The following is a 25,291-nucleotide window of genomic DNA, read 5'->3' as shown; positions in this document are numbered from 1 at the left end:
CCCGTTCCCGCGAAAGTCCGCGCGTCCGCCGTGGCCTCAGTCGGTCAGCAGGTGGTGTTGACACCCTTGTGGCTGGAACCCTTGTCGCCGTTTCCGTAGTGGTGGGTGCGGCCCGAATGCTTCGGCATCCAGATCGTCATGCCGCCCCTGTAGTACGGGTCCTTGTAGATGCACGCGTACTTCAGCGTGTTGAAGTTGTCGTACGACGAGGAGTCCCTGTCGTTGAGCCGGGCGGTGACGTCTCCCGCCGTGCGCCAATCCTGGATCGCCGTCTCGACCTCGAAGTGCGTGCCCTTGTAATCCGCGTCCTTGTAGACGCAGAAATTGGCGGAGTCGCACTTCTGGTCCATGGTCTGACTCGCCTGTGCCGCACCGGCGCCCATGGACAGGGTCGCGGCGGCAGAGGCCGCCACCACCAGACCGACGATCCCTCGTCGTATCCCCCTGGCTTTCCGCATGTCCTCTTCCTTTCCTCTGGAGTCCTTTTGGAGTTCCTGTGGAAATCGACAACTCACCGCTCTCAAGCGGTATGTGAAGTAGTCGATCGCACCACGGAACCCTAGGACCGGGAAAGGGAACACCGCGTCAATCCAGAGGTGTCAGATGGGTGCACCAGCGTGGTAGTGCCCGCCAAACTCTCGCGGTAGGAGGTCAACCCAGGGGTGGAAATCCGCACCGGAACGGAACCGTCCGGCGTGGACCGCCCCTCTCAGAACTTCTGAGGACGAGCGGACCTACCCGCCCGAGCGGCGTGTGAGTGCTCGGCGCAGCACGGCGCCGAGCACCCGCGGCCGGAACAGCAGTGTGGGCGGGGCCGTCATGTTCAGGACGCGGACGAACCGCGCCCACACGTCCTGGTCCCGCACGGCCAGCGCGAAGACATGGCGGTTGTACCAGTGGGCGAAGCGCGCGGAGAGCGGCTGGCCTTCGGGTGACCACATGAGGTCGGAGCTGGTGGCCATGGTCCAGGGGACCTGGATGACCCGGGCCGCCGCGCGCAGGTAGGCGCGGCTGAGTCCGTCGAGTCCGGACGCCTCCGCCCTGCGGCGCCGCAGCAGGCCGTCGAGCAGCTTCGCTTCGAGCGCGGCGACCGTCAGCCCTTGCCCGTACACCGGGTTGAAGACGCAGAGCGCGTCGCCGACCGCGATCAGGCGTTCGGGCCAGCGGGCGTTCTTGTGGTGCAGGCGCCACTCGTCGCCGGGGTTGGTGTAGCGGTGGATCTCCCCCTGCCGGGTGCCGCGCTTGATCTGTTCGGCGAGGCGGGGGTTGCCGAGGCTCTGGGCGAAGTCGAGGTAGCCGTCGTCGTCGGTGGGCGGCACGTGGTCGTCCACGCCGAACAGCGAGCACATCCAGCGATGGTGCTCCACGGCGAGGATCACTCCGCCGCGCGGTACGTCGGGCGCGAAGGCCATCTGGTAGGCGACGTCGAAGTCCAGCTGGTCCTGCGGCGGGCGTTCGTAGCACGCCGAGGTGTAGGTGATCTTCGCTTTGATCGCGGACTTGGCGGACACCGGGAGGCGCGCCTCGCCGAGCCAGCCGTCGACCTTCGTGGTGCGGCCCGAGGCGTCGACCACCAGGTCCGCGGTGATCTCCGTCGACTCGGCGGTGCCGTCGCCCGACGCGTCGGCGCCGTCCGTGCGGTAGCGGACCCGGTCGAGCCTGCCGGGGGCGCTCGACGTCACCGTCTCGCAGCGGGTCGCCGCGAGCAGGCGTACGGAAGGCAGGTCCAACACCCGCTGGCGCAGCCGCCGTTCGAGCTCGTCGCGGGTGAAGGTCTGCACGGGAACACCGACCTTGCCGGTCGGCGCGTAGCCGCTCGGCAGCAGGAAGCTGATCCGCTCGCCGTAGTCGAACACGGGCGCGCCGAGCTCAGCGAGTTCGGCGCGCAGCCCCGGGAAGAGGCCCTCAAGCGCGTCACCGCCCCGGGCGAGCAGCGCGTGCGCGTGGTAGCCCTGCGGTACGTGGGGGTGGACCCCGGTGTCCGAGTCCACCGGGTCGCGCTCCAGGACGAGCACCTCGGTGAAGTGGTCGGCGAGGACTCTCGCGGTGACGAGCCCCGCGTACCCGCCGCCGATGACGACGGCCCGGTCCCAGCGGGTGCCGGGTGACGAACTGTGCTGGATCTTGGCCATGACCGGTCCCGCTCCTCCGCGTTCGGCTCCTCGCCGCTTCCTTGTGCGCCACGGAGTATCGCGCCCGCCGCGCCGCGGCCCGACCGGTTTCTGTCCCGTTTGCGACGTCGCGACACACGGTCGGTCGCACCTCGCACACAAGGGGTGACTGCGTGCGGGTGCCCGAGCCCACCCGGTCGGCCGCGGTCACCCCCGGCCGTCAACGGCTGAATCCCGGGGGTACCCGGGCAAACATCCCAACGACACGATCATCGTATCGAGTTAACGTCCGCCCGTTTCCTTGCTGAGCGGGCCCGTGCGGCCACTAGTGTCCCTCTGGATCTGGAGGGATTCCCGTCGAGATACCCCTTTTCTTTCCATTGCCCCATAACACGCATATACACGCACGCCCTGTGCAAGGAGAGCTCACCCGATGACTGTTGACTCGAGCCCGGAAACGCGGCTGGAACCTCCCAAGCCGTCCAGCCTGGGCACGGCGGCCGCCCGCAACCTCGCCACCACCACCAAATCCGCCCCGCAGATGCAGGAGATCACCTCCCGCTGGCTGCTGCGGATGCTCCCCTGGGTGGAGACCAAGGGCGGCGCGTACCGGGTGAACCGCCGCCTCTCCTACACGGTCGGCGACGGGACCGTGGAGTTCGTCCAGGACGGCGCCACGGTCCGGGTGATCCCCCGTGAACTGGGTGAACTGGCCCTGCTGCGCGGCTACGACGACGTGGACGTCCTCACCGCCATCGCGGGACGGTGCGTCCAGCGCGACTTCCGTGCCGGTGAGACGCTGGTCGAGCGCGGCGCCCCCGCGGACCAGCTCCACCTGATCGCCCACGGCCGCATCAGCCAGACCTCCGAGGGCGGTTACGGCGACGAGGTCGAACTGGACGTACTCGCCGACGGCGACCAGTTCGGCGAGCACGTGCTCCTGGACGAGGACGCCCGGTGGGAGGTGACCGCCACCGCGGAGACCTCGGGCACCCTGCTCACCCTGTCGCGCGCGGACTTCGCGGCCGTCCGGTCCACGGCGCCCGGCCTGCGCGACCACCTCGAAGAGTTCACCTCACGCTCCCAGCGCCGGCAGAACCACCGCGGCGAGGCGGAGATCGCGATGTCGGCGGGCCACGTCGGCGAGCACGCGCTGCCCGGCGCGTTCGTCGACTACGAACTGAAGCCGCGCGAGTACGAGCTCTCGGTCGCGCAGACCATCCTGCGGATCCACACCAGGGTCGCCGACCTCTACAACGGCCCGATGAACCAGACCAAGGAGCAACTCCGGCTGACCATCGAGGCGTTGCGCGAGCGCCAGGAGCACGAGCTGGTCAACAACCGGGAGTTCGGCCTGCTCCACAACGCCGACTTCAAGCAGCGGCTCCAGCCGCACTCGGGACCGCCGACCCCCGACGACCTGGACGAGCTGCTCTGCAGGCGCCGCGGCTCCAAGTTCTTCCTCGCGCACCCCAAGACCATCGCGGCGATCGGGCGCGAGTTCAACGCGCGCGGCCTCTATCCGGACCACGTCGACCTCGGCGGCCAGCAGGTCCCCGCCTGGCGCGGGGTGCCGATCCTGCCGTGCGGCAAGATCCCGATCACGGAGGAGAAGACCAGCTCGATCCTCTGCATGCGTACGGGCGAGGAGAACCAGGGCGTCATCGGTCTGCATCAGACCGGCCTGCCCGACGAGTACGAGCCGGGTCTCTCCGTCCGGTTCATGGGCCTCAACGAGCAGGCGATCACCTCCTACCTCGTCAGCACCTACTACTCGGCCGCCATCCTCGTGCCGGACGCGGTCGGTGTCCTTGAGAACGTGCAGATCGCCCGCTGGCCCAGGTAGCGGATGGCCGCCGACCATCTCCCCGAGGAGCCAAGGAGCCATCGATGTCCGCGCCTGAGCTGACACCTCCGCAGTCGAGCCCGCCCGAGGCGGCCGCCCCCTTCGGGGCGCACGTCCTCGCCGACGCCGCGGCTCGCGCCTGCGACATCAAGGCCGCGACCGGCGCGGTGCCCTGCGCCTCGGCCGTGCCCGATCCGCCCGCACCGTCCGTGCCCGCGCAGCCGGATCCGACACCTGACGTCGACCTGGCGCGGATCCTGCGGGGCCCCAGCGGCCTGGGCACCCTGGGCCTGCGGCTGGGTCCGCGCGAAGAACCGCCCGCGGCACCGGAACCACCGGCGGCCGAGGGCAAGGCCATCCCCGGCCTCTACCACCACCCGGTGCCCGAACCCGACCCCGCGCGGGTCGAGGAGGTCAGCCGGCGGATCAAGTCCTGGGCGCTGGACGAGGTCTCCCTCTATCCCGACGACTGGGAGGAGCAGTTCGACGGCTTCTCCGTGGGCCGCTACATGGTCGGCTGCCATCCGGACGCGCCCACGATCGACCACCTGATGATCGCCACCCGCCTGATGGTGGCCGAGAACGCGCTGGACGACTGCTACTGCGAGGACCACGGGGGCTCGCCCGTCGGTCTCGGCGGGCGCCTGCTCCTCGCGCACACCGCCCTCGACCCGCTGTACACGACCGCGGAGTACCAGCCGCAGTGGGCCGATTCGCTGTACGCGGACGCGCCACGGCGCGCGTACCGCTCCGCCATGGAGTACTTCGTCCAGACGGCGAGCCCCGCCCAGAGCGACCGGTTCCGGCACGACATGGCCCGGCTGCACCTGGGCTACCTCGCCGAGGCCGCCTGGTCCCAGGAGGACCACGTACCCGAGGTGTGGGAGTACCTGGCGATGCGCCAGTTCAACAACTTCCGCCCCTGCCCGACCATCACCGACACCGTCGGCGGCTACGAACTGCCCGCCGACCTCCAGGCCAGGCCGGACGTGCAGAAGGTCATCGCACTCGCGGGAAACGCGACGACCATCGTCAACGACCTCTACTCCTACACCAAGGAACTCGACGCTCCCGGCCGGCACCTGAATCTGCCCGTCGTGATCGCCGAACGAGAGGGCCTCTCCGACCGGGACGCCTATCTGAAGTCGGTCGAGGTCCACAACGACCTCATGCACGACTTCGAGACCGAAGCCGCCGCCGTGGCCGCCGCCTGTCCCGTACCGAACGTGCAGCGCTTCCTGCGGGGCGTGGCCGCGTGGGTCGACGGCAATCACCACTGGCACCGGACCAACACCTATCGCTACAGCCTGCCCGACTTCTGGTAGGAAGAATGGACTCATCTGTGACCAGCACCGAACTCACCGCCACCGACGCCCCCGTACGCATCCCCGGCCCGACGACGCCCTATCAAGGGGACATCGCCCGCTACTGGGACGGGGAAGCCAGGCCCGTGAACCTGCGTCTCGGCGATGTCGACGGTCTTTACCACCATCACTACGGCATCGGTGAGGTCGACCGCACCGCGCTCGGCGACCCCGAGGACAGCGAGAGCGAGAAGAAGCTGATCGCCGAGCTCCACAGGCTGGAGTCGGCGCAGGCCGACTGCCTGCTCGGGCACCTCGGCGACATCGGGAGCGACGACACCCTGGTGGACGCGGGCTGCGGGCGCGGTGGCTCGATGGTGATGGCGCACCAGCGCTTCGGCTGCAAGGTCGAAGGCGTCACGCTCTCGGCCAAGCAGGCCGAGTTCGCCAACCGGCGCGCCCAGGAACTCCGCATCCAGGACCACGTCCGCGCCCGCGTCTGCAACATGCTCGCCACGCCCTTCGAGACCGGGCAGGCCGCGGCCTCGTGGAACAACGAGTCGAGCATGTACGTCGACCTCCAGGACCTGTTCGCCGAGCACTCACGCGTGCTCAAGGTCGGCGGCCGCTACGTGACCATCACCGGCTGCTGGAACCCGCGCTACGGCCAGCCCTCGAAGTGGGTCTCCCAGATCAACGCGCACTTCGAGTGCAACATCCACTCGCGCAGGGAGTATCTGCGCGCCATGGCCGACAACCGCCTCGTGCCGCAGGCCGTCGTCGACCTCACCCGCGACACGCTGCCCTACTGGGAGCTGCGGGCCACGTCCTCGCTGGTCACGGGGATCGAGGAGGCGTTCATCAACTCCTACAAGGACGGTTCGTTCCAGTACCTGCTGATCGCGGCCGACCGGGTCTGACGTCCGGTCGCGCTGCCGGGGGTGGCCCGTTCGCAGGTAACGGGCACCCCCATCAGGCAGCGGCGCACGCCCGCGCAGGTCGCCCGCTTCTTCGACGGTCTGGACGTCCTGGAGCCCGGCGTGGTCCCCTGCTCACGCTGGCGTGCGCAAGGTTCCGTGGACGAAGTGCCGGACGAGGTGGCGATGTTCGGCGGGGTCGGGCGCAAACGGTAGGCAGGACCGACAGGAAGGCAGTGTCATGAGCGTTCTCGACTCTCCGATACCCCGGTTCCACCTGGCGGTGCCGGTCGACGACCTGGTGGCGGCGCGCCGCTTCTACGGCGGCGTACTCGGTCTGGAGCAGGGCCGCAGCGCGGACACCTGGATCGACTGGAACCTGCACGGCCACCAGTTCGTCACGCACCTCGCACCCGAGCGGGCGCGGCGCCTCCACAATCCGGTCGACGGACACGACGTCCCCGTGCCGCACTTCGGACTGATCCTGACCGTCCCCGTCTTCGACGAACTCGCCGGGCGGCTGCGCGCGGCGGGCACCGAGTTCGTCATCGAGCCCTACGTCCGCTTCGCGGGGCAGACCGGCGAGCAGCGGACGATGTTCCTCCTCGACCCTGCGGGCAACGCGCTCGAGTTCAAGGCCTTCACCGACGACTCCCAGGTCTTCGCCGCCTGACCTACGCGTCGGCGCCGCCGTACGTCCCGAACCGCGGCGCCCCGGTCGACTCGAAGGTGTGCACCGACAGGCCACCCGGTGTCGTCCGATGGCCGACGAGCCGCAACCCGGCGGGCGCTCCGCCGTCCGGGAAGAGCCGTCGGCCCCGGCCCACCACGACCGGGGCGATCACCAGCCGCAGCGTGTCGACGAGCCCCGCGGCCAGCAGCGACTGGGCGAGCCGGGCGCTGCCGTGGATCTGCAGCTCCCGCCCGGGCCGCCGCTTCACCTCGGCGACCTGGGCGGGGACGTCGCCGGACAGGATCGTGGTCGGGTCCCAGGCGGCATGGGTCAGGGTGTGCGAGGCCACGTACTTCGGCAGCCCGTTCATGGTGCCCGCGAAGGGGTGCTCGGTCATCTTCGGCCAGTCCCGCGCGAAGTTCTCATACGTACGGCGGCCGAAGAGCAGCGCGTCGGCCTCGCCGAGCCAGGAACCGGCGAGCCGCTCGAACTCCTCGTCCAGATGCGGCACGAACCAGCCGCCCCGCTCGAATCCGTCGCTGACGTCCTCGTCCGGGGATCCCGGCCCCTGGGAGACACCGTCGAGGGACAGGAATTCCTGCACCACCAGCTTCATCGCGCACCTCTCCGGTTCTCCGGTTCTCCGGTTCTCCGGCCCAGCGGGACTGTCCCCGCATTGTCCAAGTTGTCTCAAGTTGTCTCAAGCCTCATCGATCCTCGCCGATCCCGGCCGGGGGTGGCGTCAGTGACACCCCCCGTCCGGGTTCCAGACCTCCTGTGTCGCGCCGTGCGTCGGAGCAGGCTTTCTCCTGTCACCAGCGAACACTCCGGCGCTCCCGCGCCGGACACCGACGGCGAACGGGAGACGCGATGAGCAGCCATACGCGACGCAGGATCCTTCAGGGGGCGGCGGTCGCCGCCGCGGGCAGCGTGGTCGGTGGCGGCTTCGGGCTCGGGCCCGGCGCCGCCACCGCGCGGGCCGCGGCGGGCGGCGGCGCGACGTCGACACCGTTCCTGGAGGGGGCGTTCGCGCCGGTCACCGAGGAGCGGACCGCGTTCGACCTGCGGGTGACCGGCCGCGTGCCGCGCGACCTGGACGGCCGCTACCTGCGCACGGGACCGAACCCGCTCGGCCTGGAGGACCCGCGGGCGCACCACTGGATGCTGGGCGACGGCATGGTGCACGGGGTGCGGCTGCGCGACGGACGCGCCGAGTGGTACCGCAACCGGTGGGTGCGCTCCTCGCAGGTGGCGAAGAAGCTGGGCGAGCCGTACCCGGGCCCGGTTCCGCCGGACGACTTCCCGTGCAACACGCACGTGATCCCGTACAAGGGGCGGATCCTGGCGCTCCAGGAGAGCGGTCCGCTGCCGTACGAGCTGGACGGCGAGCTCGGCACGGTGCGCCCGTACGACTTCCGGGGCACGCTGGAGGGCGCGTTCACCGCGCACACCAAGTACGACGCGGCGGCGGACGAGCTGCACGCGGTGGCGTACTACCCGACCTGGGACCACGTGCGGCACATCATGATCGACCGGACCGGGCGGGTGGCCCGCACCAGCAGCATCCCGGTGGCGGACGCGCCGATGATGCACGACTTCGCCCTCACCCAGAAGTACGTGGTGGTCGTGGACGTCCCCATCACGTTCGACCCGGCGGCCGCCGAGGCGGGGGCGATCGTGCCGTACGTCTGGAACACGAAACACCCGATGCGCCTCGGGGTCATGCCGCGCGCCGGTGGCACCACCCGGTGGTTCGAGATCGATCCGGTGTATTTCTCTCACACGCTCAACGCCTACGACCAGGGTGATGAGGTGGTCCTTGAGCACATCTCCATGCCCGCGCCGTTCTACGCGGCGGGACGCGGCAACGGCGGCCCTTCCTCGACGGGCAGGCCGACGCTGAACCGCTGGACGATCGACCTGCGCGCGGGCCGGGTGCGCACCACCCGCATCGACGACATGGCGCAGGAGTTCCCCCGCGTCAACGAGTCGCTCGTCTCGCGCAGGCACCGCTTCGCGTACACGGCGAACGCGGCGGAGATGTGGCGCGCCTACGAGACGGTGGACGGGGTGCCGCCGGACCACAAGTTCACCAACTGCCTGGTCAAGCACGACATGTTGCGCGACAGCAAGCAGGTGCACCGCTTCCCCACCGGCGCGGGGGCCAGCGAGCCGGTGTTCGTGCCGCGCCGCGGCGCACGGGACGAGGACGACGGCTACATCCTCTCCTACGTGCACGACCCCGACCGCGGCGCGAGCGACCTGGTGATCCTCTCCGCGCAGGACTTCAAGGGACGCCCGCTGGCCCGCGTCCACCTGCCGGGGCGGGTGCCGCTCGGCTTCCACGGGAGCTGGGTGGCGGACCAGTAGCCGACCGTCAGCCCGTGACCTCGGGGCGAGCGGCGAAGTAGGTTCGCTCCGTGCTGATCAGACTCGCGTTACACCGCCTCGCGCCCTACCGCTCGGCGGTGTTGCTGACCGTCCTGCTCCACGTCGCCCAGACCGCCGCCCTGTTGTGGCTGCCCGCCCTCAACGCCGTGATCATCGACGAGGGCGTGGTGCGCGGTGACACCGGAGTGATCATGCGGGTCGGCGGTCAGATGCTGGCCGTCACGCTGGTCCAGGTCCTGTGCGCGCTCGGCGCCCTGCACTTCGGCGCGCGCACGGCGCTGGCCGTGGGGCGTGATCTGCGGGAGGACGTCTTCGCCCACGTGCAGCGCCTCTCCGTGCGCCAGGTGGCCGGGTTCGGCACTCCGTCGCTGGTCAACCGGACCACCAACGACGTACACAACGTCCAGATGTTCCTCCTCACCGTCCTCACCCTGCTGGTCGCCGCCCCGCTGATGTGCGCGGGCGGCGTCATCATGGCCGTCGGCCAGGACGTGCCGCTCTCTTCGGTCCTGCTGCTCCTTGTCCCCGTCCTGGTGGTGCAGGCCGCGCTGATCCTGCGGCGACTGCGCCCTCTGGTGCGGTCCCTCCAGGAACTCGTCGACGACGTCTCGCGCACGCTCCGCGAGCAGATCACCGGCGTGCGCGTCGTGCGGGCCTTCGTGCGGGACGCCTACGAGCAGCGGCGCTTCGCCCGGTCCAACGACACGCTCACCGACATCTCGACGCGGGTGGGCCGGATGACCACGCTGCTCCTTCCGCTGGGCGCGACGACGGTCAATCTGTTCGGCGTCGCGGTGGTGTGGCTGAGCGCCCCCCCTGGATCGAGGACGGCAGCATGCGGATCGGGGCGCTGACCGCGCTCATCACGTATCTCACGCTGATCCTCACCTCCGTGCTGACCGTGGCCGGTCTGTTCATGGTGCTGCCGCGCGGCGAGGTGAGTGCGGAGCGCATCACCCAGGTCCTGGGCACGGAACCGGAGATCGGGCCGCCGGTCGGTGCGGCGGCCCGCCCTTCGCGGCCCTGCCGGGTGGAGTGGCGCGGGGTGGAGCTCAGCCATCCGGGCGCGGAGGCGCCGGTGCTCAGCGGCCTCGTCATGACGGCGGAGCCGGGCGCGCTCACCGCGGTCATCGGCCCGACGGGCAGCGGCAAGACCACCCTGCTCGGCCTGGTGCCGCGCCTCTTCGACGTCACGGCGGGGACGGTGCGTCGGCGGCCAGGACGTGCGCCGGCTGGATCCGGCGGTCCTCACCCGCACCGTGGGCATGGTCCCGCAGAAGGCGTACCTCTTCTCCGGGACGGTCGCTTCCAACCTCCGGTACGGCAGGCCCGACGCGTCCGACGACGAGCTGTGGCGGGCCCTGGAGGTGGCGCAGGCCCGTGACTTCGTGGCGCGGATGCCGGATCGGTTACAGGCGCCGATCACCCAGGGCGGCGGCAACGTCTCCGGCGGCCAGCGCCAGCGGCTCGCGATCGCGCGGACGCTGGTGGCCGGTCCCGACGTGTACCTCTTCGACGACGCGTTCTCCGCGCTCGACCAGCGCACCGAGGCCGCGCCGCGTGCGGCGCTCGCCGAGGAGACGGCCGACGCCACCGTCGTCATGGTGGCGCAGCGCGTGAGCAGCGTCCGCGACGCGGACCGCATCGTCGTCCTCGACGACGGCCGGGTCGTCGGCACCGGCTCCCACGAGGAGCTGTGCGAGAGCAGCCCGACGTACCGGGCGATCGTGCGCTCCCAGTCGCCGAGCGGGGTCATCGCATGAGGTGGGCACAGCGGGCGGCGCCTTCCGCCCAGCGGCCGGAGGCACCGGCACGGGCGGACGACTTCCAGGGCGCGGCACGCCGTCTGCTGCGCCGCGTACGACGTCAACGCGCCGTTTTCTACGGCATGTTGGTCCTCGGCACGACCAGCGTCACGCTCAACGTGGCCGGGCCGAAGGTCCTCGCGCACGCCACCGACCTGATCGTGGCGGGTCTCGTCGGGCGGCGGCTGCCGGAGGGGACGAGCAGGGCGGACGCCGTCGGGCGGCTGCGCGAGCAGGGCGACGACGGGCTCGCCGACATGCTGGGCACGGTGGACGTCGTGCCGGGGCACGGCATCGACCAGGGCGCTCTCACGGCGACGCTGAGCCTTGCCGTCGCCGTGTACGCCCTCTCCGGTCTGTGCTGGATCGCGCAAGGACGGCTGACGACCCGCGTCATCCAGCGCACGGTCCGCGCGCTGCGCCAGGACGTGGCGGAGAAGCTGTCCCGGCTGCCGCTCTCCCACTTCGACCGCCAGCCCCGCGGTGAGATCCTGAGCCGCGCGACGAACGACATCGACAACATCGCGCAGACGCTCCAGCAGACCATCAGCCAGCTCACCAACTCGCTGCTCCTGGTGGTCTGTGTGCTCGGAACGATGTTCTGGATCTCGCCGCCGCTGGCCCTGGTCGCGCTGGTCACGGTGCCGCTCACCTTCGCGGTGACCGCGGTGATCGCCCGGCGCGCCAAGCCGCACTTCGTACGCCAGTGGGGCCGTACGGGACGGCTCACGGCGCAGGTCGAGGAGGAGTACACGGCACATGACCTGGTGCTGCTGCACGGGCGGCAGCGGGCTTCCGCCGAGGAGCTCGCCCGGCACAACGAGGAGCTGTTCCAGGCCGGATACCGGGCGCAGTTCCTGAGCGGCGCCATCCAGCCCGCCCTCACCTTCATGGGCAACCTCGGGTACGTCCTGGTGGCCGTGGCCGGCGGCATCCGGGTCGCGTCCGGCGCCCTGTCGATCGGTGACGCCCAGGCGTTCGTGCAGTACTCGCGGCAGTTCGGCGGCCCGCTGACCAACGCGGCGAGCGTGGCCAACCTGGCGCAGTCCTGCGCGGTCTCGGCGGAGCGCGTCTTCGCGCTCCTCGACGCGCCGGAGGTGCGCCGGGTCCCGGCGGCCGCCAGGACGACCGGGGCCGACGGGCCGCGACCGCCCGCCGGACGCCTGGTCTTCGAGGACGTGTCCTTCCGGTACACGCCCAAGGAGCCGCTCATCGAGAACCTGTCCCTGACGGTCGAGCCGGGACAGCAGGTGGCCGTCGTCGGTCCGACGGGGGCGGGGAAGACGACCCTGGTCAATCTGCTGCCGCGGTTCTACGACGTCACCGAGGGCCGCATCGTGCTCGACGGCGTGGACATCGCCGAGCTGCCGCGCGAGGAACTCCGGCGCATGATCGGCATGGTGCCCCAGGACGCGTGGCTGTTCGCGGGCGCCATCGCCGACAACATCGCGTACGGCAAGGAGGGCGCGACCCGCGCCGAGGTGGCGGAGGCGGCCCGGGCGGCACGCGCCGACCACTTCATCCGCACGCTGCCCGACGGCTACGACACCGTGCTCGGCGACGGCGGTTCGGGGGTCAGCGCCGGTGAGCAGCAGCTCATCACCATCGCCCGCGCCTTCCTCGCCGACCCGCTGCTCCTCGTACTCGACGAGGCGACGAGCTCGGTGGACACGCACACCGAGGCCCTGGTGCAACAGGCGATGGCGCGGCTGAGCCAGGGCCGCACGAGCATCGTCATCGCCCACCGCCTCGCGACGGTGCGCGACGCCGATGTGATCGTGGTCCTGGACCGGGGCAGCGTCGTGGAACAGGGCACGCACGCCCAACTGCTCGCCGCACAGGGGACGTACGCGCGGTTGTGCGCGGCGCGGTTGCGGTGAGGGCGTTCGCCTGCCCGTCGGCTATCGGCCACCCCGGCTGCGCACCAGCAGATACAGGAAGTACGGCGTGCCGATCACGGCCGTCATGAGGCCCGCGCCGAGCTGCGCCGGGGCGATCACCGTGCGGCCCACCAGGTCCGCGGCGCACACCAGGATCGCGCCGAGGAGGACGGCGACCGGGACCACCCGGGTGTGCTGACGGCCGACCAGGGCGCGGGCCGCGTGCGGTGCGACGAGGCCGACGAAGCCGATCGTGCCCGCGGCGGCCACGGCGGTGGCGCTCAGCAGGACGCTGAGGACGAGGAAGCCGAGGCGGCCGCGGCTCAGGTTCAGGCCGAGCAGTCGCGGGGTGTCCTCGTCGAGGGAGACCAGGTCGAGTTCGGTGCGCCGGGTGAACGCGACGGCCACGCCCACGGCCAGGACGATCGCGAGGGGCACCACGTCGGGCAGGGTGCGCCCGTAGGTCGAGCCCGCGAGCCAGGTGAGCGCCTTCGTCGCGTTGAACGGGTCGGTGAGGATGATCAGCATGCTGATGACCGCGGCCGATCCGGTGGCGAGGCCGAAGCCGACGAGGACGAGCCTGTTCTGCTGGAAGCCGCCCCGTGCCGCGAGCCCGAAGACGATGACCGAGCCGATCGCGGCTCCGGCGAACGCGCCCCCCGCGACGGTCCACGAACCGGCCGTGGGCACGGTCGTCACGAGCAGGACGGCGCCCGCCGCGGCGGCGTTGGTCACGCCGAGGACGCCTGGTTCGGCGAGCGGGTTGCGCGTCACGGCCTGGATGAGCGTGCCTGCCAGGGCGAGGGCCGCTCCCGCGAGGAGGGCGGCGGTGACGCGCGGCACCCGGGTGTCCAGGACGAAGGAGACGGTCTGCCCCGCCCTGCCCTGCGCCCAGTTGACGACGTCGCCGAGGAGCAGCTTGCTGTCGCCGATGAGTACGGCGGCGATCGCCAGGCCGATCAGGGCGGCCGCCAGGACGACGGTCGTGCCGACGAAGACGCCTCGGCTGCGGATGCGCAGCCGGTCGGCGGGGGCGGCGCCCGCCGTGTCCTTGGCCCGCGCGGCCATGGTGATGAGGAAGAGGGCGCCGACCAGGCTGGTGACGACGCCGGTCGGCACCGCGACCGCCGTGTCCGAGGGGACGACGGCGCGCAGCAGCACGTCGGAGCCGAGCACCAGGGCCGCGCCGGTCAGACCCGCGAACGGCAGCCGGGCACGCGAGCGCGTGAAGGCGCGGAACCTGCGGGCGAGCGGGCGTACGAGGGCGGGCGCGCACAGGCCGACGAAGCCGACGGGCCCGGCGAGGGTGACGGCGGCGGCGGAGAGCATCGCGGCGAGCACGACGGCGATGACGCGGGTGGAGCGCACGGGCACGCCGACGCCGTGCGCGGCGTCGTCGCCGAGGGCCAGCGCGTCGACCCTGCGGGCGAGCAGGATGAGACCGGCGAGGCCGATGACGGCGATCGGCAGCATCTGCAGGACTCCGTCGAAGCCGTTCTGCGCGATGCTGCCCTGGTTCCACTTGTAGAGGCCCTCGGTCTCCTGCGGGAACAGCAGGAGCAGGCCCTCGGTGACGGCGAGGAGGCCGAGGGTCAGGGCGCTGCCCGCCAGGACGAGGCGGACCGTGCCCGCGCCGAGCCCCGACAGGCCGAGGACGACGGCCGCCGCGGCGAGGCCTCCGACGAAGGCGATGCCGGAGGAGGCGAGGAACGGCAGCGAGATGCCGGTGGCGGCGGCCACGCCGAGCGCGAGGTAGGAGCCCGCGTTGACGGCGAGGGTGTCGGGCGATGCGAGGACGTTGCGGCTGACCGCCTGGAGGGCGGCGCCCGCGATGCCGAGCACGGCGCCGACGAGCAGCCCCGCGGTCATCCGCGGCAGCCGGGAGGCGACCACGACGGAGGCGTCGGCCGTGTCGGCGCGGCCGGTGAACGCCTTCCATATCTCCGAGGGGCCGACGGCGGCCGTGCCCTGGGTGATGTCGACGACCGCGAGCGCGGCGACGAGGAGGAGCAGTGCGGCCGTCACCGCGGCCGCGCCCGTACGCGATGCGGCTGTCGACGGACGGGTGGCGGGGGTGGTTGCGGTGACGGCCATGGTGTTACTTCTTCAGCGCCTCTACGACGGAGTCGACGTACGTGTTCATCGACGCGGTGCCGCCGAACATCCAGATGCCGTCGGGCAGCCGGTGCACGTTGTCCTTCTTCACGAAGGGCAGCGACGTCCACACCTTGTCCTTCTTGAGGACTCCGGCGAACGGGTTGCTGCCCTTGTCGCCGTCGTTGCCGATGTAGGCGAAGTGGACGTCCTCGTCGAGCTTGGTGAGGCCCTCGACGTCGGTGGTGCCGAGGCCGTACGCCTTGTCGCCCTTGACCGACCAGTCGTTCTCGAGCCCGAGCTTCTCGTTGACGGCGCCGATCAGCGAGCCGCCGGTGTAGGGCCGGATCGAGGTCTGGTTGCCGGTGACGTAGCCGTCGGCGAAGGCGTACTTGGCGCCGCCGCGACCGGCGTCGGCGAGCTTCTTCTTGCCCTCGGCGAGCTTCGCCTCGAAGTCCTTCTTGAGCTTCGTGGCCTGCTCGGTGGTGCCGGTCGCCTCGGCCAGGAGGTCGAGGTTCTTCGTCATCTGGCCGATGGGGTCCGCGGCGTCGGAGGGACGCAGGTTCAGGACCGGGGCGATGTCGCGCAGCTGCTTCACGGCGGCCGCGGGCAGGTCGGTGGTCGCGATGATGAGGTCGGGCTTCAGGGACGCGATGGTGTCCATGCTCGGCTCACCGCGCGTGCCGACGTCCTTGGCGTCGTTCTTCAGCGGGGCGGCGGTGTCCCACGTCTTGTAGCCCTTGACGTCGGCGACGCCGGTCGGGGCGACGCCCAGGGATATCAGGCTCTCGACGGCGTTCCACTCGGTGCCGACGACCTTCTTGGCCGGGCCGTTCTTCAGCGTCACCTTCGCGCCGGTGCCGTCGGTGAGCGTGATCGCGTCGGCGTTCTTCTTGGCGTTGTCGTCGGCGGCGGGCTCGGTGGTGCCGCAGGACGTCAGGGCGAGGGCCGCCGCGGTGGCGGTCGCCGCGGTGATCAGGAGGCGTCTCATGAGGTGGTGCTGAGCCTTTCGCTTCGCGAGTGGTGGCGGCCGATGGCGCGGGTGCGCAGGCGGCCGGTGAGGGGGTCGGAGTCGACTTCGATGCGGATGCCGTACGTCTCGGTCAGTCGCTCCGGTGTCAGTACGTCTTGGGGGTCGCCGTCCGCGATGACCCGTCCCTCGTCGAGGAGGAGGATCCGGTCGGCGATGGCCGCGGCCTGGTCGAGGTCGTGCAGGACGGCTCCGACGGCGATGCCGTGGTCGTCGGCCAGGTCCCGCATCAGGTCGAGGAGTTCGACCTGGTAGCGCAGGTCGAGGTGGTTGGTCGGCTCGTCGAGCAGGAGCACGCCGGTCTCCTGGGCGAGGCAGCCCGCGAGCCAGACGCGCTGGAGCTGGCCGCCGGACAGGTGCTCGGCGCCGCGTTCGGCGAGGTCTTCGACGCCGGTCATGGCGAGCGCACGGTCCACCGCGGCACGGCCGCCCGGGTCGGCCCTGCCCCAGCGGCCGCGGTGCGGGTAGCGGCCGAACTCGACGACGTCGCGTACGGTCAGGCCGCTCGGTGTGGGGCGTCCCTGAGTGAGCAGGGCGACGTGCCGGGAGAACTCGCGGGGGCTGAGGGCGAGGCCGTCGGTGTCGCCGTCGATGACGAGCGTGGCGGTCCTCGGCCGCTGCAGCCGTGCGAGCGTGCGCAGCAGCGTCGACTTCCCGCTGCCGTTCGGACCGACGAGGACGGTCACCTCGCCCGGCTTCAGGGTCATCGAGGCGTCGTGGACGACGTCGACGCCTTCGTACGCCACGGTGACACCCGTGGCCGACAGTTCATGACCCTGGGGGCGTCCGGCCTCGCTGGTCTCTTCACCTTCATGCACGTCGCAGAGGTTAGCCTAACCTTACAAGCGAGCGGAACAGCACCCCACGTACTGGCCGCAAGCCACAATTCGGCCAGGCCGGAACAGGCAAGACCGGAGCCGTCAGCCGGCGGCGTCGAATTCGCAGTAGATGACCGTGCAGTCGTCGCCCGCCTTGTACCGCGGCCAGCGCGCGCCCTCCGGGTCGCCCGCCTCCGCCTCGCGCACCCGCCGGACGAGCTCCCCCGTCCCCCGGTCCGCGAGGAGGTCCAGCGTCTCGCCCCAGCCGGTGACGCCGTAGTCCTCGACGAGACAGGACGCGCCGTCGCTCATGACCGCGGCGCGGGTGATCCCGTCGCGCGGCAGCGAACCGGTCAGCGCGTGGTACGCCGCCTCGGGCGCGGAGCCCGCCACCCAGTAGCCGTCGGCGACGTTGCGGTGCGGACGCTGGGCGGCCACCAGCGCGCTCACCGCGCGACGGTGTTCCTCGGTGCCGATGCGCTCGCCGAGCGTGGCCTTGTGCTCCTCCTGCGCGAAGTCGTCGGCGCGGTGGTCGGAGATCACCCGAAGACCCGCAGGGCCGTCCAGGAGCAGGACGGAGTCGAAGAGGGAGAGGTGGTCGACGGTCTCCGGGCCCTCGCGCAGGAGCGCTATCGAGGACGAAGGGGTGCCGGGGTGGGCGAGGTCGCAGGTGTCGTGGTGGAGCCCGGCGACCCGGCTGATGGCCTCGGCCGCGCAGTCGGCGAGCGAGTGGTGCGGGCGCGAGGTCGCCGCGTGCAGCAGGTACGTGCTGAGGCGGGCCACGTACCAGGGGGTGCCGTGTACGCAGCCGCTGCCCAGTTCGGGCGGTGACGAGAGCCCGTCCACCACGAGGGCCACGTGCGGATTGACCGCCAGGAAGTCCTCGTTGGGCTTCAGGGCCGATCCCGCTGTGGACAGGAACGAGGTACGCATGCCCCTCCTTGAGGCTCAGCCGTGCTCGACGTCGAAGGTCACGGTGAGCGAGTAACGCTCCCCCGCGTACCGGGACTCGGTGGATTCCAGCGGATCGCCGTGCTGGTCGAGGATGAGCCGACGCTCCACCAGGAGTGCCGTTCCCTTTGCCAGGCCGAGGAGTTCGGCGTCCTCGCGCGTCGCGCTGTCCGCGCTGAGGACGGCGTGCCCGAAGGACGGTGTGTGTCCCAGGTCCACGAGCGCCTCGTGCAGGGAGCCGGTGGCGAGGTCGCGTTCCAGGAGCGCGGCGACGGCCACCGGGAAGGCCGAACGCTCGCGCGCCACCGGCGTGCCGTCCGCGAGCCTGACCCGCTCGACGGCCACCACGTCCGCGCCCGCGGCCAGGCGCAGTTGTTCGGCCTCGGCGGCGGTGGCCGCGCGCCGTTCGCGGGCGACGACCTCCGAGGACGGCAGCCTGCCCTGGCGGCGCATCTCCTCGCTGAACCGGACCAGGCTGTCGACCCTGCGGCCGCTGGGCGGCGGCGCCACGAACGTCCCCCGGCCGCTCTCGCGGTACACGAGTCCGTCGGCGACCAGGCGCAGGACCGCGGAGCGCGCGGTCATCCTGCTGACCTCGAACTCCCGCGCCAGCTCGGTCTCCGAGGGCAGCGGCGCGTGCGGCTGGAGGCCCGCGATGCGTCGCCGCAGGGCCTGTTCGATGGTGTGGTAGCGGGGGGCGAAGTCGGGCTGCGTTCCGCGGGTGGGCATGCGCGCATCCTAGTGAGCGGTCCGGTGGGGTGGCCGTCTCCTCCCTCAGCCGACCGCATGGGCGTCCTCGGGGACGTCGACCCGCTGCCGCAGCCAGCTGCGCAGCGCGGGACCGCGCGCCGGATCGCGCAGGGCCTCGTCGAGTGTCGCGCGGAGCATGCCGCCGGGGGTGCCGATGTCGTGCCGGACTCCGGTGTGCAGCACCACGTGCACCGGGTGCCCCCGCTCGATGAGGACGGAGATCGCGTCGGTCAGGTCGATCTCGCCGCGCGGTCCTGGGCCGATCTCCCGCAGCGGGCCGAAGACTTCGCGGTCGAGCAGATAGCGGCCCGCGCAGGCGAGCGTGGAGGGGGCCTCGTGCGGGGCGGGCTTCTCGACCATCGCGCGTACGCGTTTCACCCCCGGGTCCGCCGTGTCGCGCACGTCGAACACGCCGTAGGCGCTGAGGTCTTCGCGGGCCGCTTCGAAGGCGCACAGGACCGTCCCGCCGTACCGGCGGCGCACCTCGGCCATCCGGGTCAGGACGCCCGCGGGCAGCACGAGGTCGTCGGGCAGCAGGACGGCGACCGCGGTGTCCTCATCGGTCAGATGGGGTTCGGCGCAGGCCACGGCGTGGCCGAGGCCCAGCGGCTCGGGCTGCACGGCGTTCTCGACGCGCAGCAGCCGCGGGGCGCGCCGGACGGCCTCGGCCGCGTCGTCCTTGCCGCGGGATTCGAGGAGCTTCTCCAGGTCGTGGTCGCGGGAGAAGTGCGCGGCCACGGCTGCCTTCTCGGGGGACGTGACGGTGATGAGGCGCTCGGCACCGGCGGCCGCCGCCTCGGCGGCGACGATCTCGATGGCCGGTGTCGCCATGACGGGAAGGAGTTCCTTGGGGACCGATTTGGTGACGGGCAGAAAGCGCGTGCCCAGTCCTGCCGCCGGCACGACGGCGGTGCGGAATTCCCCGTGCGTGTTCATAGACGCCCTTCTCCTGTGGTCGTGTTCGGGATTCGGTGACCGGAAATTCAGGCTCGCTGGATGAGCGCCCAGGCGTCGGCCACCATGTCGTGCAGATCCCGTGTGGGCTTCCAGCCGAGTTCGTCGGTGATTTTCCGCGAGGAGGCCACGAGAACCGAGGGGTCACCGGCTCGCGGTTCGGTCAGGGAAACGGGAATGGAATGCCCGGTGACATCACGGCACGCCTTCACCACATCCCATACCGAGTGGCCGGATCCGCGCCCGAGATTGAATACCTCGTGACGCCCCGCCGCACAGGCGCCGAGGGCCAGGAGATGGGCCTGGGCCAGGTCCGCGACATGGATGTAGTCACGGACACACGTGCCGTCGGCGGTGGGGTAGTCGGTGCCGAAGATCTTCACTTCCGGGGCGTGCCCGGCGGCCACCGCGAGGACGTTGGCGATCAGGTGCGTCTCGGGGTCGTGGCGCTCGCCGAGCCCGGCGTAGGCACCGGCCACGTTGAAGTAGCGCAGGCTGACCGCGCCGAATCCGTGCAGATCGGCGTACGAGGCGAGGGCGGTGTCGATCGCCAGTTTGGTGGCGCCGTAGGGGCTCACCGGGCGGGTGGGATCCGTCTCGGTGATCGGGGTGCGCTCGGGGTCGCCATAGGTCGCCGCCGTCGAGGAGAACACGATCCGGCGTACGTCCGCGCGGCGCATCGCGTCGAACAGCGCGAGCGAATGCCCCAGGTTCTGCTCCCAGTAGAAGCCCGGCCGCCGCACGGATTCGCCGGTCACCGACTTGGCCGCGAAGTGCAGGACCGCGTCGAAGGAGTCGCTGGCCAGGACGGTTTCGGCCGCGTCGCGCAGGGTGTCGACGATCAGCCGCGCGCCGTGGGGCACGGCGTCCGCGTGGCCGGTGGAACAGTCGTCGAGGACCACCACCGAGTGGCCGGCCTCCAGGAGGTGCGCCGTGACGACGCTGCCCACATAGCCGGCGCCTCCGGTGACGAGTAACTTCATCGCCCTTTTCCTTTCCCGCGTCCGCAGGACGTCCGTGTGCGCCGACCGGCCGGGGTCGGTCGGCGGAGGGGTGGGGGTCGGTGGATGGGTGCGAGGGACCGGCACAGGGCCGCCCCGCGTGGCGGGTGCGGGCCCGTCTCGCGTGACGGGTGCTCACCGGCCGCGTACGGCAGCCGGGTCGGGGTCTCCGGGGCTCTGTGGTGGGCGGCCTCCGCGGTGTCGCGGAGGCCGCCCGTCGCCACCTCGCCCATCCTGTCTAGCTGTATAGACCGCTTAGTGTCAAGGGCGCACGCCCGCTATCAACAACGCGCCGTCAATTGAATTCTGAACGGTTTACCGGGACGTATCAGGGCCGTAAGAAATCAGCTCACTCGTCACGAACAAGCCAAGATCATCAGCGTGGTTGACACAGACTCGTGTACCCAACAACATTGCTGGAGCTACCGATTCTCTTGCTCTTGAGAGGTGTTTTCCTCGTGCGCCTTGACAAGGTGCCGCAGCACACCGGCAGATGACCTTCACCTCCTCTGAGTGCCGTTTTCCTGACGTTTCCCTGACGTTCCGAGGAGCGGCGCGGCTACGCATATGCCTTCTTGGAACAAGAAGGCGCGGCCGCACTCTCATAAATCCGTAAAAGCCTTTCTCCAACTCACCGTGATCCCCCTCGTCCAGCGGAGAAGAGGACCTCGCATGCTGCCTGAATCCCCCCACGTTCCCTCGGCGTTCACCGGTGCGACGCCCGCGTTCCGACGCGTCGGCGTCACCGGGGGCCTCGGGTTCGTCGGCCGCAACCTCGTACGCGCGCTGCACCGCCAGGGCGCCTCGGTGACGGTCTTCGACCTCGCGGCGCCGGGCGGCGCGGACCTGCCGGAGGGCGTGCGCCACGTGCCCGTCGACCTCCGCGCCCCCGCGACCCTGACGAGCGCGCTCGGCGATCTCGACCTGCTGTTCCACCTGGGCGGCAACTCCAGCGGCACGGTGGCGGTCACGGACCCGCGGCTCGACTTCGAGACCAACGCGCTCGGCACGTTCAACGTCTGCGAGGCGGCGCGGCTCGCCTCGCTCCCCCGCCTCGTCTACCTGTCGTCCGCGATGGTCTACGGCACCCCGCAGGCGGTACCGCAGCGCGAGGAGCACCCCACCCTGCCGTACTACCCCTACGGCGCCTCGAAGTTGTCCGGCGAGCACGTCGTCCGCGCCTACGCCCGCACCTACGGCCTGTCCGCCGTGCTGGGCCGCGCCTTCGTCATCTACGGCCCCGGCGAGGACCCCCGCAGGGCCGGCGCGGAGGTCGGCCAGTACCTGCGCTGGCATCTGAACGGCCAGCCCATCCGCGTCACCGGCGACCCCGACCGCAAGACCCGCGACTTCGTGCACGTCCACGACATCGTCACGGCGCTCCTGCTGCTCGCCGCACGGGGCGACGACGGCGAGGTCTACAACCTGGGCTCCGGGAGCGAGGTCTCCCTGCGTCAGCTGGTCGAGCACATCCACGACGTCACGGGGCGCCGTCCCCGGATGCTCACCGACGACACCGTCACCGACGACACCTACCGCCTCGTCGCCGACATCTCCCGCCTGCGCGGGCTCGGTTACCGGCCCTCCGTCGACCTGCCCGCGGGACTCGCGGGGCTGGTCGACGCGCTCGGCCCCACGCCCGAACTGCCGCAGCTCGACACCATCTTCCACCCGACATCGGGAGCCCCGGCATGACCACCGATGACACCGCTCCCTGGTGGCAGGGGGCCGTCGTCTACCAGATCTACCCGCGCAGTTTCGCCGACCACGACGGCGACGGCGTCGGGGACCTGCAAGGCGTCATCGACCGCCTCGACCACATCGCGGGGCTCGGCGTCGACGCGATCTGGCTCTCGCCCTTCTACCGTTCGCCGATGCGGGACTTCGGCTACGACGTCAGCGACCACACCGACGTCGACCCGCTCTTCGGGGACCTGGACACCTTCGACCGGCTCCTGACGGCCGCCCACGAACGGGGCTTACGCCTGCTCGTGGACTACATCCCCAACCACACGTCCTCGGAACACCCCTGGTTCACCGCCGCCCGCTCGGGACGCGAGCACCCCTACCGCGACCGGTACGTCTGGCGGCCCCCGGCGCCCGACGGCGGCCCGCCCAACAACTGGCTCAGCGTCTTCGGCGGCGGCCCCGCCTGGACGTACGACGAGCCGAGCGGCGAGTACTACCTGCACTCCTTCCTGCCCACCATGCCGGACCTGAACTGGCGCGAGCCCGCTGTCCGCGAGGCCATGTTCGACGTCGCGCGGTTCTGGCTCGACCGGGGCGTGGACGGCTTCCGCGTCGACTGCGCGCACTTCCCGATGAAGGACCCGCAGCTGCGCGACAACCCGCCCGCCGCCGACGGCGCCCTCGCCATGCACCGGCCCTACGGCGACTACGACACACAACGGCACGTCCACGACAAGGGCCACCCCGACAACCACGGCCTCTACCGCGAACTGCGCCGGCTCCTGGAGAGCTACGAACCGGGCGGCAGCCGCATCGCGGTGGGCGAGGTGCACGTCTTCGACTGGGCCGAGTGGGCCACGTACTACGGCGAACAGCTCGACGAGCTGCACATGCCCTTCAACTTCGGTCTGCTGCAGACGGCTTGGCGCTCAGACGACGTGCGCGACCTCATCGCGCGCATCGACTCCGTGCTGCCCCCGGGCGCCTGGCCCAGCTGGGTCGTCGGCAACCACGACGAGCCCCGCGTGGCATCCAGGATCGGCGCGGCCCAGGCACGGGTCGCCATGCTGCTCCTGCTCACCCTGCGCGGTACGCCCACGCTGTACGCCGGGGACGAACTCGCCCTGCCCGACGCCGATGTGCCGCCCCATCTCGTCCAGGACCCTTGGGGCAGGACGGGGCAGGCGCACGGCCTGGGCCGCGACCCGCAGCGCTCCCCCATGCTGTGGTCCGCCGCGCCCGGCGCCGGATTCACCCGCGACGGCGTCACGCCCTGGCTGCCGTTCGCCGACGATCCCGCCGTGCGCGGCGTCGAGGCGCAGGACGGACGCCCGGGCTCCATGCTCACGCTCACCCGCGCGCTGCTGCGGCTGCGCGCGGAGCGGCCCGAACTGCGGCGCGGCGCGCAGACGTTGCTCACCGAGCTGCCCGACGGCGTCGTCGGCTATCTGCGCCACACCGAGGGCTCTGCGCTCCTCGTGCTCCTGAACCTCACCTCGACGACGCGGCAGATCACCCGCGCCGGCCTCTCCCTCGAAGGACCGCCAGGGCCCTTCGAGCTCCTCGCCGCCACGTCGGACCGCGCCGCGCCAGGACCGGTCGGCCTCCCGCTGCTCCTCGGCGCGGACGAGGCCGTGGTGCTGCGGGTCAGCTGAACCTCGCGCGCCCGCCCAGAGAACAGCCCAGGAAACGGCCATGAAAAGAGGCCCCAGTTGAGCGTCTCCCTCGTCGACCTGCCGCCCGCGCCACGGACGCGGGGGCCCGCCGCGCCGCCGCACGACCGCACGGTCTGGCACATCAACACGACCGCGCACGGCGGCGGTGTCGCCGAACTCCTGCGCAGGTCCGTCCCCTCGCACAACGCGGCAGGGGTGCCCACCAAGTGGCTCGCGCTCGGCGGCGACGCGGAGTTCTTCGCGGTCACCAAGCGCCTGCACCACCGGCTGCACGGCTACCACGACCCGCACGGCCCGCTCGGCGCCGACGAGCGGCGGATCTACGCGGCCGCCACCGCGCAGTTGGGCAGGGAAGTCCTCGAACACGTGGCGCCCGGCGATCTCTGCGTCCTGCACGATCCGCAGTCCATCGGCCTGGCCCCCGCGCTGTCCGCCGCCGGGATCAAGGTGGCCTGGCGCTGCCACATCGGCAGCACCGAGCACGCCTCGCCCGAGGTCCGCGAGACCTGGGAGTTCCTGCGCCCCTATCTGGACGCGCCGTTGCGCTGCGTCTTCTCCGTCGACGGGTACGCGCCCCCGGGCCTGCGGCCAGGACAGTGCGTGACGATCCCGCCGTCCATCGACCCGGCCGCCGCCAAGAACCGCGCCCTGACACCGGACGAGGTGACGGCCGCGCTGCGCGCGATCGGCCTTGAGGAAGGCGCGCAGGGCACCGGTTCCGCGCGGAGCGGCACGGCGACGGTCCTCCAGGACGCGCCGCTGCCGCCCGGCGCCGAGGTCGTCGTGCAGGTGTCGCGCTGGGATCCGCTCAAGGACATGGCGGGCGTGCTCGCCGCGTTCGCCGAGCGGATCGCGCCCCGGCGTCCGGCCGCCCATCTCGTCCTCGCCGGTCCCGAGCCGCTCGACATTCCCGACGACCCGGAGGGCGCGGAGATCTTCGCGGGCGTGCGCGACGCCTGGGCCGCCCTGCCCGCGCCGGTCAGGGCCCGCGTGCACCTGGTGAAGCTGACGCTCAAGGACACCGAGGGCAACGCGCTGCTCGTCAACGCCCTGCAGCGGCGGGCCGACGTCATCGCGCAGAAGAGCCTACGCGAGGGGTTCGGCCTGACGGTGACCGAGGCCATGTGGAAGGGCGCCGCGATCGTCGCGAGCCGGGTCGGCGGCATTCCCTCCCAGCTGCGCCACGAGCGCGAGGGGCTCCTGCTCGCCGACGCGCACGACGGCGAGGAGTTCGCCGCCCACGTACTGCGGCTGCTCGCGAACGAGGGACTGCGCGAGCGGCTCGGGGACGCGGCCGCCCTGCGGTGCGCCGAACTGTTCCTCGCCGAGCGTGAACTCGCCGACCACTACCGCCTCTACCAGGAGCTGCGGCCCTGACAGGGCCCGCCACGCAACGCCGGA

19 protein-coding genes and 2 pseudogenes are annotated in these 25,291 nt (G+C 71.3%); 11 read left to right on the top strand and 10 right to left on the bottom strand.

What is annotated here, in order from left to right:
- Positions 1–44: 44 nt before the first annotated feature.
- Positions 45–458: a peptidase inhibitor family I36 protein gene (locus CP970_RS39480; protein WP_079043661.1), complete on the bottom strand. Its 414-nt coding sequence runs from the start codon at positions 456–458 to the stop codon at positions 45–47.
- Positions 459–734: 276 nt separating this feature from the next.
- The gene (locus tag CP970_RS39475) at positions 735–2,132 is read right to left on the bottom strand and encodes an FAD-dependent oxidoreductase (protein ID WP_055549721.1); all 1,398 of its coding nucleotides are present in this window, start codon (positions 2,130–2,132) and stop codon (positions 735–737) included.
- Positions 2,133–2,544: 412 nt separating this feature from the next.
- Between CP970_RS39475 and CP970_RS39470 the strand changes: the two genes are divergently transcribed.
- The 5 genes and pseudogenes from CP970_RS39470 (at position 2,545) to CP970_RS39450 (ending at position 6,851) form a co-directional block, all read left to right on the top strand.
- Positions 2,545–3,957, top strand: coding sequence for a family 2B encapsulin nanocompartment shell protein (locus CP970_RS39470; RefSeq protein WP_055549723.1), 1,413 nt, complete (start codon positions 2,545–2,547; stop codon positions 3,955–3,957).
- Positions 3,958–4,001: 44 nt separating this feature from the next.
- On the top strand, positions 4,002–5,282 hold the full coding sequence (locus CP970_RS39465; protein WP_055549725.1) for a family 2 encapsulin nanocompartment cargo protein terpene cyclase: 1,281 nt from the start codon (positions 4,002–4,004) through the stop codon (positions 5,280–5,282).
- A gap of 17 nt (positions 5,283–5,299) precedes the next feature.
- A complete protein-coding gene (locus tag CP970_RS39460) occupies positions 5,300–6,181 on the top strand; it encodes a geranyl diphosphate 2-C-methyltransferase (protein WP_055549727.1) in 882 nt (293 codons plus the stop codon).
- Positions 6,182–6,223: 42 nt separating this feature from the next.
- Positions 6,224–6,394: pseudogene (locus CP970_RS39455) on the top strand (SAM-dependent methyltransferase); the annotation flags it as partial.
- 25 nt (positions 6,395–6,419) lie between these two features.
- Entirely contained in the window at positions 6,420–6,851 is a 432-nt protein-coding gene (locus CP970_RS39450; protein WP_055549731.1) for a VOC family protein, read from the top strand.
- A 1-nt stretch (position 6,852) separates the two neighbouring features.
- Here CP970_RS39450 and CP970_RS39445 read toward each other — a convergent pair whose 3' ends face one another.
- A complete protein-coding gene (locus CP970_RS39445) occupies positions 6,853–7,467 on the bottom strand; it encodes a dihydrofolate reductase family protein (RefSeq protein ID WP_055549733.1) in 615 nt (204 codons plus the stop codon).
- Positions 7,468–7,721: 254 nt separating this feature from the next.
- Between CP970_RS39445 and CP970_RS39440 the strand changes: the two genes are divergently transcribed.
- The 3 genes and pseudogenes from CP970_RS39440 to CP970_RS39430 all read left to right on the top strand — a co-directional run bounded on the left by CP970_RS39440 (position 7,722) and on the right by CP970_RS39430 (position 12,927).
- Entirely contained in the window at positions 7,722–9,221 is a 1,500-nt protein-coding gene (locus CP970_RS39440; RefSeq protein ID WP_055549735.1) for a carotenoid oxygenase family protein, read from the top strand.
- Between the two features lie 50 nt (positions 9,222–9,271).
- Positions 9,272–11,005: pseudogene (locus CP970_RS39435) on the top strand (ABC transporter ATP-binding protein).
- Positions 11,002–12,927: an ABC transporter ATP-binding protein gene (locus tag CP970_RS39430; RefSeq protein ID WP_055549737.1), complete on the top strand. Its 1,926-nt coding sequence runs from the start codon at positions 11,002–11,004 to the stop codon at positions 12,925–12,927. The pseudogene CP970_RS39435 and the gene CP970_RS39430 overlap by 4 nt, the downstream one beginning before the upstream one ends.
- A 21-nt stretch (positions 12,928–12,948) precedes the next feature.
- On the opposite strand, the gene CP970_RS39425 is transcribed toward CP970_RS39430, so the two are convergent.
- From CP970_RS39425 to galE, 7 genes are all read right to left on the bottom strand, one after another.
- On the bottom strand, positions 12,949–15,021 hold the full coding sequence (locus CP970_RS39425) for an iron ABC transporter permease (RefSeq protein WP_055549739.1): 2,073 nt from the start codon (positions 15,019–15,021) through the stop codon (positions 12,949–12,951).
- A 4-nt stretch (positions 15,022–15,025) separates the two neighbouring features.
- Positions 15,026–16,012: an ABC transporter substrate-binding protein gene (locus CP970_RS39420; RefSeq protein ID WP_055549741.1), complete on the bottom strand. Its 987-nt coding sequence runs from the start codon at positions 16,010–16,012 to the stop codon at positions 15,026–15,028.
- Positions 16,009–16,869, bottom strand: a complete 861-nt coding sequence (locus tag CP970_RS39415; protein ID WP_055549743.1) for an ABC transporter ATP-binding protein — start codon at positions 16,867–16,869, stop codon at positions 16,009–16,011. Before CP970_RS39415 ends, CP970_RS39420 begins: the two co-directional genes overlap by 4 nt.
- A 102-nt stretch (positions 16,870–16,971) precedes the next feature.
- The gene (locus CP970_RS39410) at positions 16,972–17,802 is read right to left on the bottom strand and encodes a hypothetical protein (protein ID WP_055549745.1); all 831 of its coding nucleotides are present in this window, start codon (positions 17,800–17,802) and stop codon (positions 16,972–16,974) included.
- Positions 17,803–17,817: 15 nt separating this feature from the next.
- The gene (locus CP970_RS39405) at positions 17,818–18,549 is read right to left on the bottom strand and encodes a GntR family transcriptional regulator (RefSeq protein WP_055549746.1); all 732 of its coding nucleotides are present in this window, start codon (positions 18,547–18,549) and stop codon (positions 17,818–17,820) included.
- Between the two features lie 45 nt (positions 18,550–18,594).
- Positions 18,595–19,506 (bottom strand): UTP--glucose-1-phosphate uridylyltransferase, encoded by a 912-nt coding sequence (locus tag CP970_RS39400; protein ID WP_055549747.1) that lies wholly within the window; start codon positions 19,504–19,506, stop codon positions 18,595–18,597.
- Between the two features lie 47 nt (positions 19,507–19,553).
- Entirely contained in the window at positions 19,554–20,507 is a 954-nt protein-coding gene (gene galE, locus CP970_RS39395; protein ID WP_055549749.1) for a UDP-glucose 4-epimerase GalE, read from the bottom strand.
- A 690-nt stretch (positions 20,508–21,197) separates the two neighbouring features.
- Here galE and CP970_RS39390 point away from each other — a divergent pair.
- The 3 genes from CP970_RS39390 to CP970_RS39380 are packed head-to-tail and all read left to right on the top strand — an operon-like array spanning position 21,198 to position 25,267.
- Entirely contained in the window at positions 21,198–22,220 is a 1,023-nt protein-coding gene (locus CP970_RS39390; protein WP_055549751.1) for an NAD-dependent epimerase/dehydratase family protein, read from the top strand.
- Positions 22,217–23,869 carry an alpha-amylase family glycosyl hydrolase gene (locus CP970_RS39385; protein WP_055549753.1) on the top strand — a complete coding sequence of 551 codons (1,653 nt, stop codon included), beginning with the start codon at positions 22,217–22,219 and terminating at the stop codon, positions 23,867–23,869. The genes CP970_RS39390 and CP970_RS39385 overlap by 4 nt, the downstream gene beginning before the upstream one ends.
- A 57-nt stretch (positions 23,870–23,926) precedes the next feature.
- Entirely contained in the window at positions 23,927–25,267 is a 1,341-nt protein-coding gene (locus CP970_RS39380; RefSeq protein WP_055549755.1) for a glycosyltransferase, read from the top strand.
- Positions 25,268–25,291: the final 24 nt, after the last annotated feature.

The organism is Streptomyces kanamyceticus (assembly GCF_008704495.1).
Classification (GTDB): Bacteria; Actinomycetota; Actinomycetes; order Streptomycetales; family Streptomycetaceae; genus Streptomyces; species Streptomyces kanamyceticus.
The sequence above is the reverse complement of the archived record's forward strand: the minus strand, read 5'-3'. Positions and strand labels throughout refer to the sequence as shown.

Bases quoted from the DNA above. Each gene is read 5' to 3' on its own strand.
- CP970_RS39390 (WP_055549751.1), top strand. From the start codon at position 21,198: ATGCTGCCTGAATCCCCCCACGTTCCCTCGGCGTTCACCGGTGCGACG.
- CP970_RS39400 (WP_055549747.1), bottom strand. From the start codon at position 19,506: ATGAACACGCACGGGGAATTCCGCACCGCCGTCGTGCCGGCGGCAGGA.
- galE (WP_055549749.1), bottom strand. From the start codon at position 20,507: ATGAAGTTACTCGTCACCGGAGGCGCCGGCTATGTGGGCAGCGTCGTC.
- CP970_RS39445 (WP_055549733.1), bottom strand. From the start codon at position 7,467: ATGAAGCTGGTGGTGCAGGAATTCCTGTCCCTCGACGGTGTCTCCCAG.
- CP970_RS39465 (WP_055549725.1), top strand. From the start codon at position 4,002: ATGTCCGCGCCTGAGCTGACACCTCCGCAGTCGAGCCCGCCCGAGGCG.
- CP970_RS39425 (WP_055549739.1), bottom strand. From the start codon at position 15,021: ATGGCCGTCACCGCAACCACCCCCGCCACCCGTCCGTCGACAGCCGCA.
- CP970_RS39470 (WP_055549723.1), top strand. From the start codon at position 2,545: ATGACTGTTGACTCGAGCCCGGAAACGCGGCTGGAACCTCCCAAGCCG.
- CP970_RS39405 (WP_055549746.1), bottom strand. From the start codon at position 18,549: ATGCCCACCCGCGGAACGCAGCCCGACTTCGCCCCCCGCTACCACACC.
- CP970_RS39420 (WP_055549741.1), bottom strand. From the start codon at position 16,012: ATGAGACGCCTCCTGATCACCGCGGCGACCGCCACCGCGGCGGCCCTC.
- CP970_RS39385 (WP_055549753.1), top strand. From the start codon at position 22,217: ATGACCACCGATGACACCGCTCCCTGGTGGCAGGGGGCCGTCGTCTAC.
- CP970_RS39430 (WP_055549737.1), top strand. From the start codon at position 11,002: ATGAGGTGGGCACAGCGGGCGGCGCCTTCCGCCCAGCGGCCGGAGGCA.
- CP970_RS39475 (WP_055549721.1), bottom strand. From the start codon at position 2,132: ATGGCCAAGATCCAGCACAGTTCGTCACCCGGCACCCGCTGGGACCGG.
- CP970_RS39410 (WP_055549745.1), bottom strand. From the start codon at position 17,802: ATGCGTACCTCGTTCCTGTCCACAGCGGGATCGGCCCTGAAGCCCAAC.
- CP970_RS39450 (WP_055549731.1), top strand. From the start codon at position 6,420: ATGAGCGTTCTCGACTCTCCGATACCCCGGTTCCACCTGGCGGTGCCG.
- CP970_RS39440 (WP_055549735.1), top strand. From the start codon at position 7,722: ATGAGCAGCCATACGCGACGCAGGATCCTTCAGGGGGCGGCGGTCGCC.
- CP970_RS39480 (WP_079043661.1), bottom strand. From the start codon at position 458: ATGCGGAAAGCCAGGGGGATACGACGAGGGATCGTCGGTCTGGTGGTG.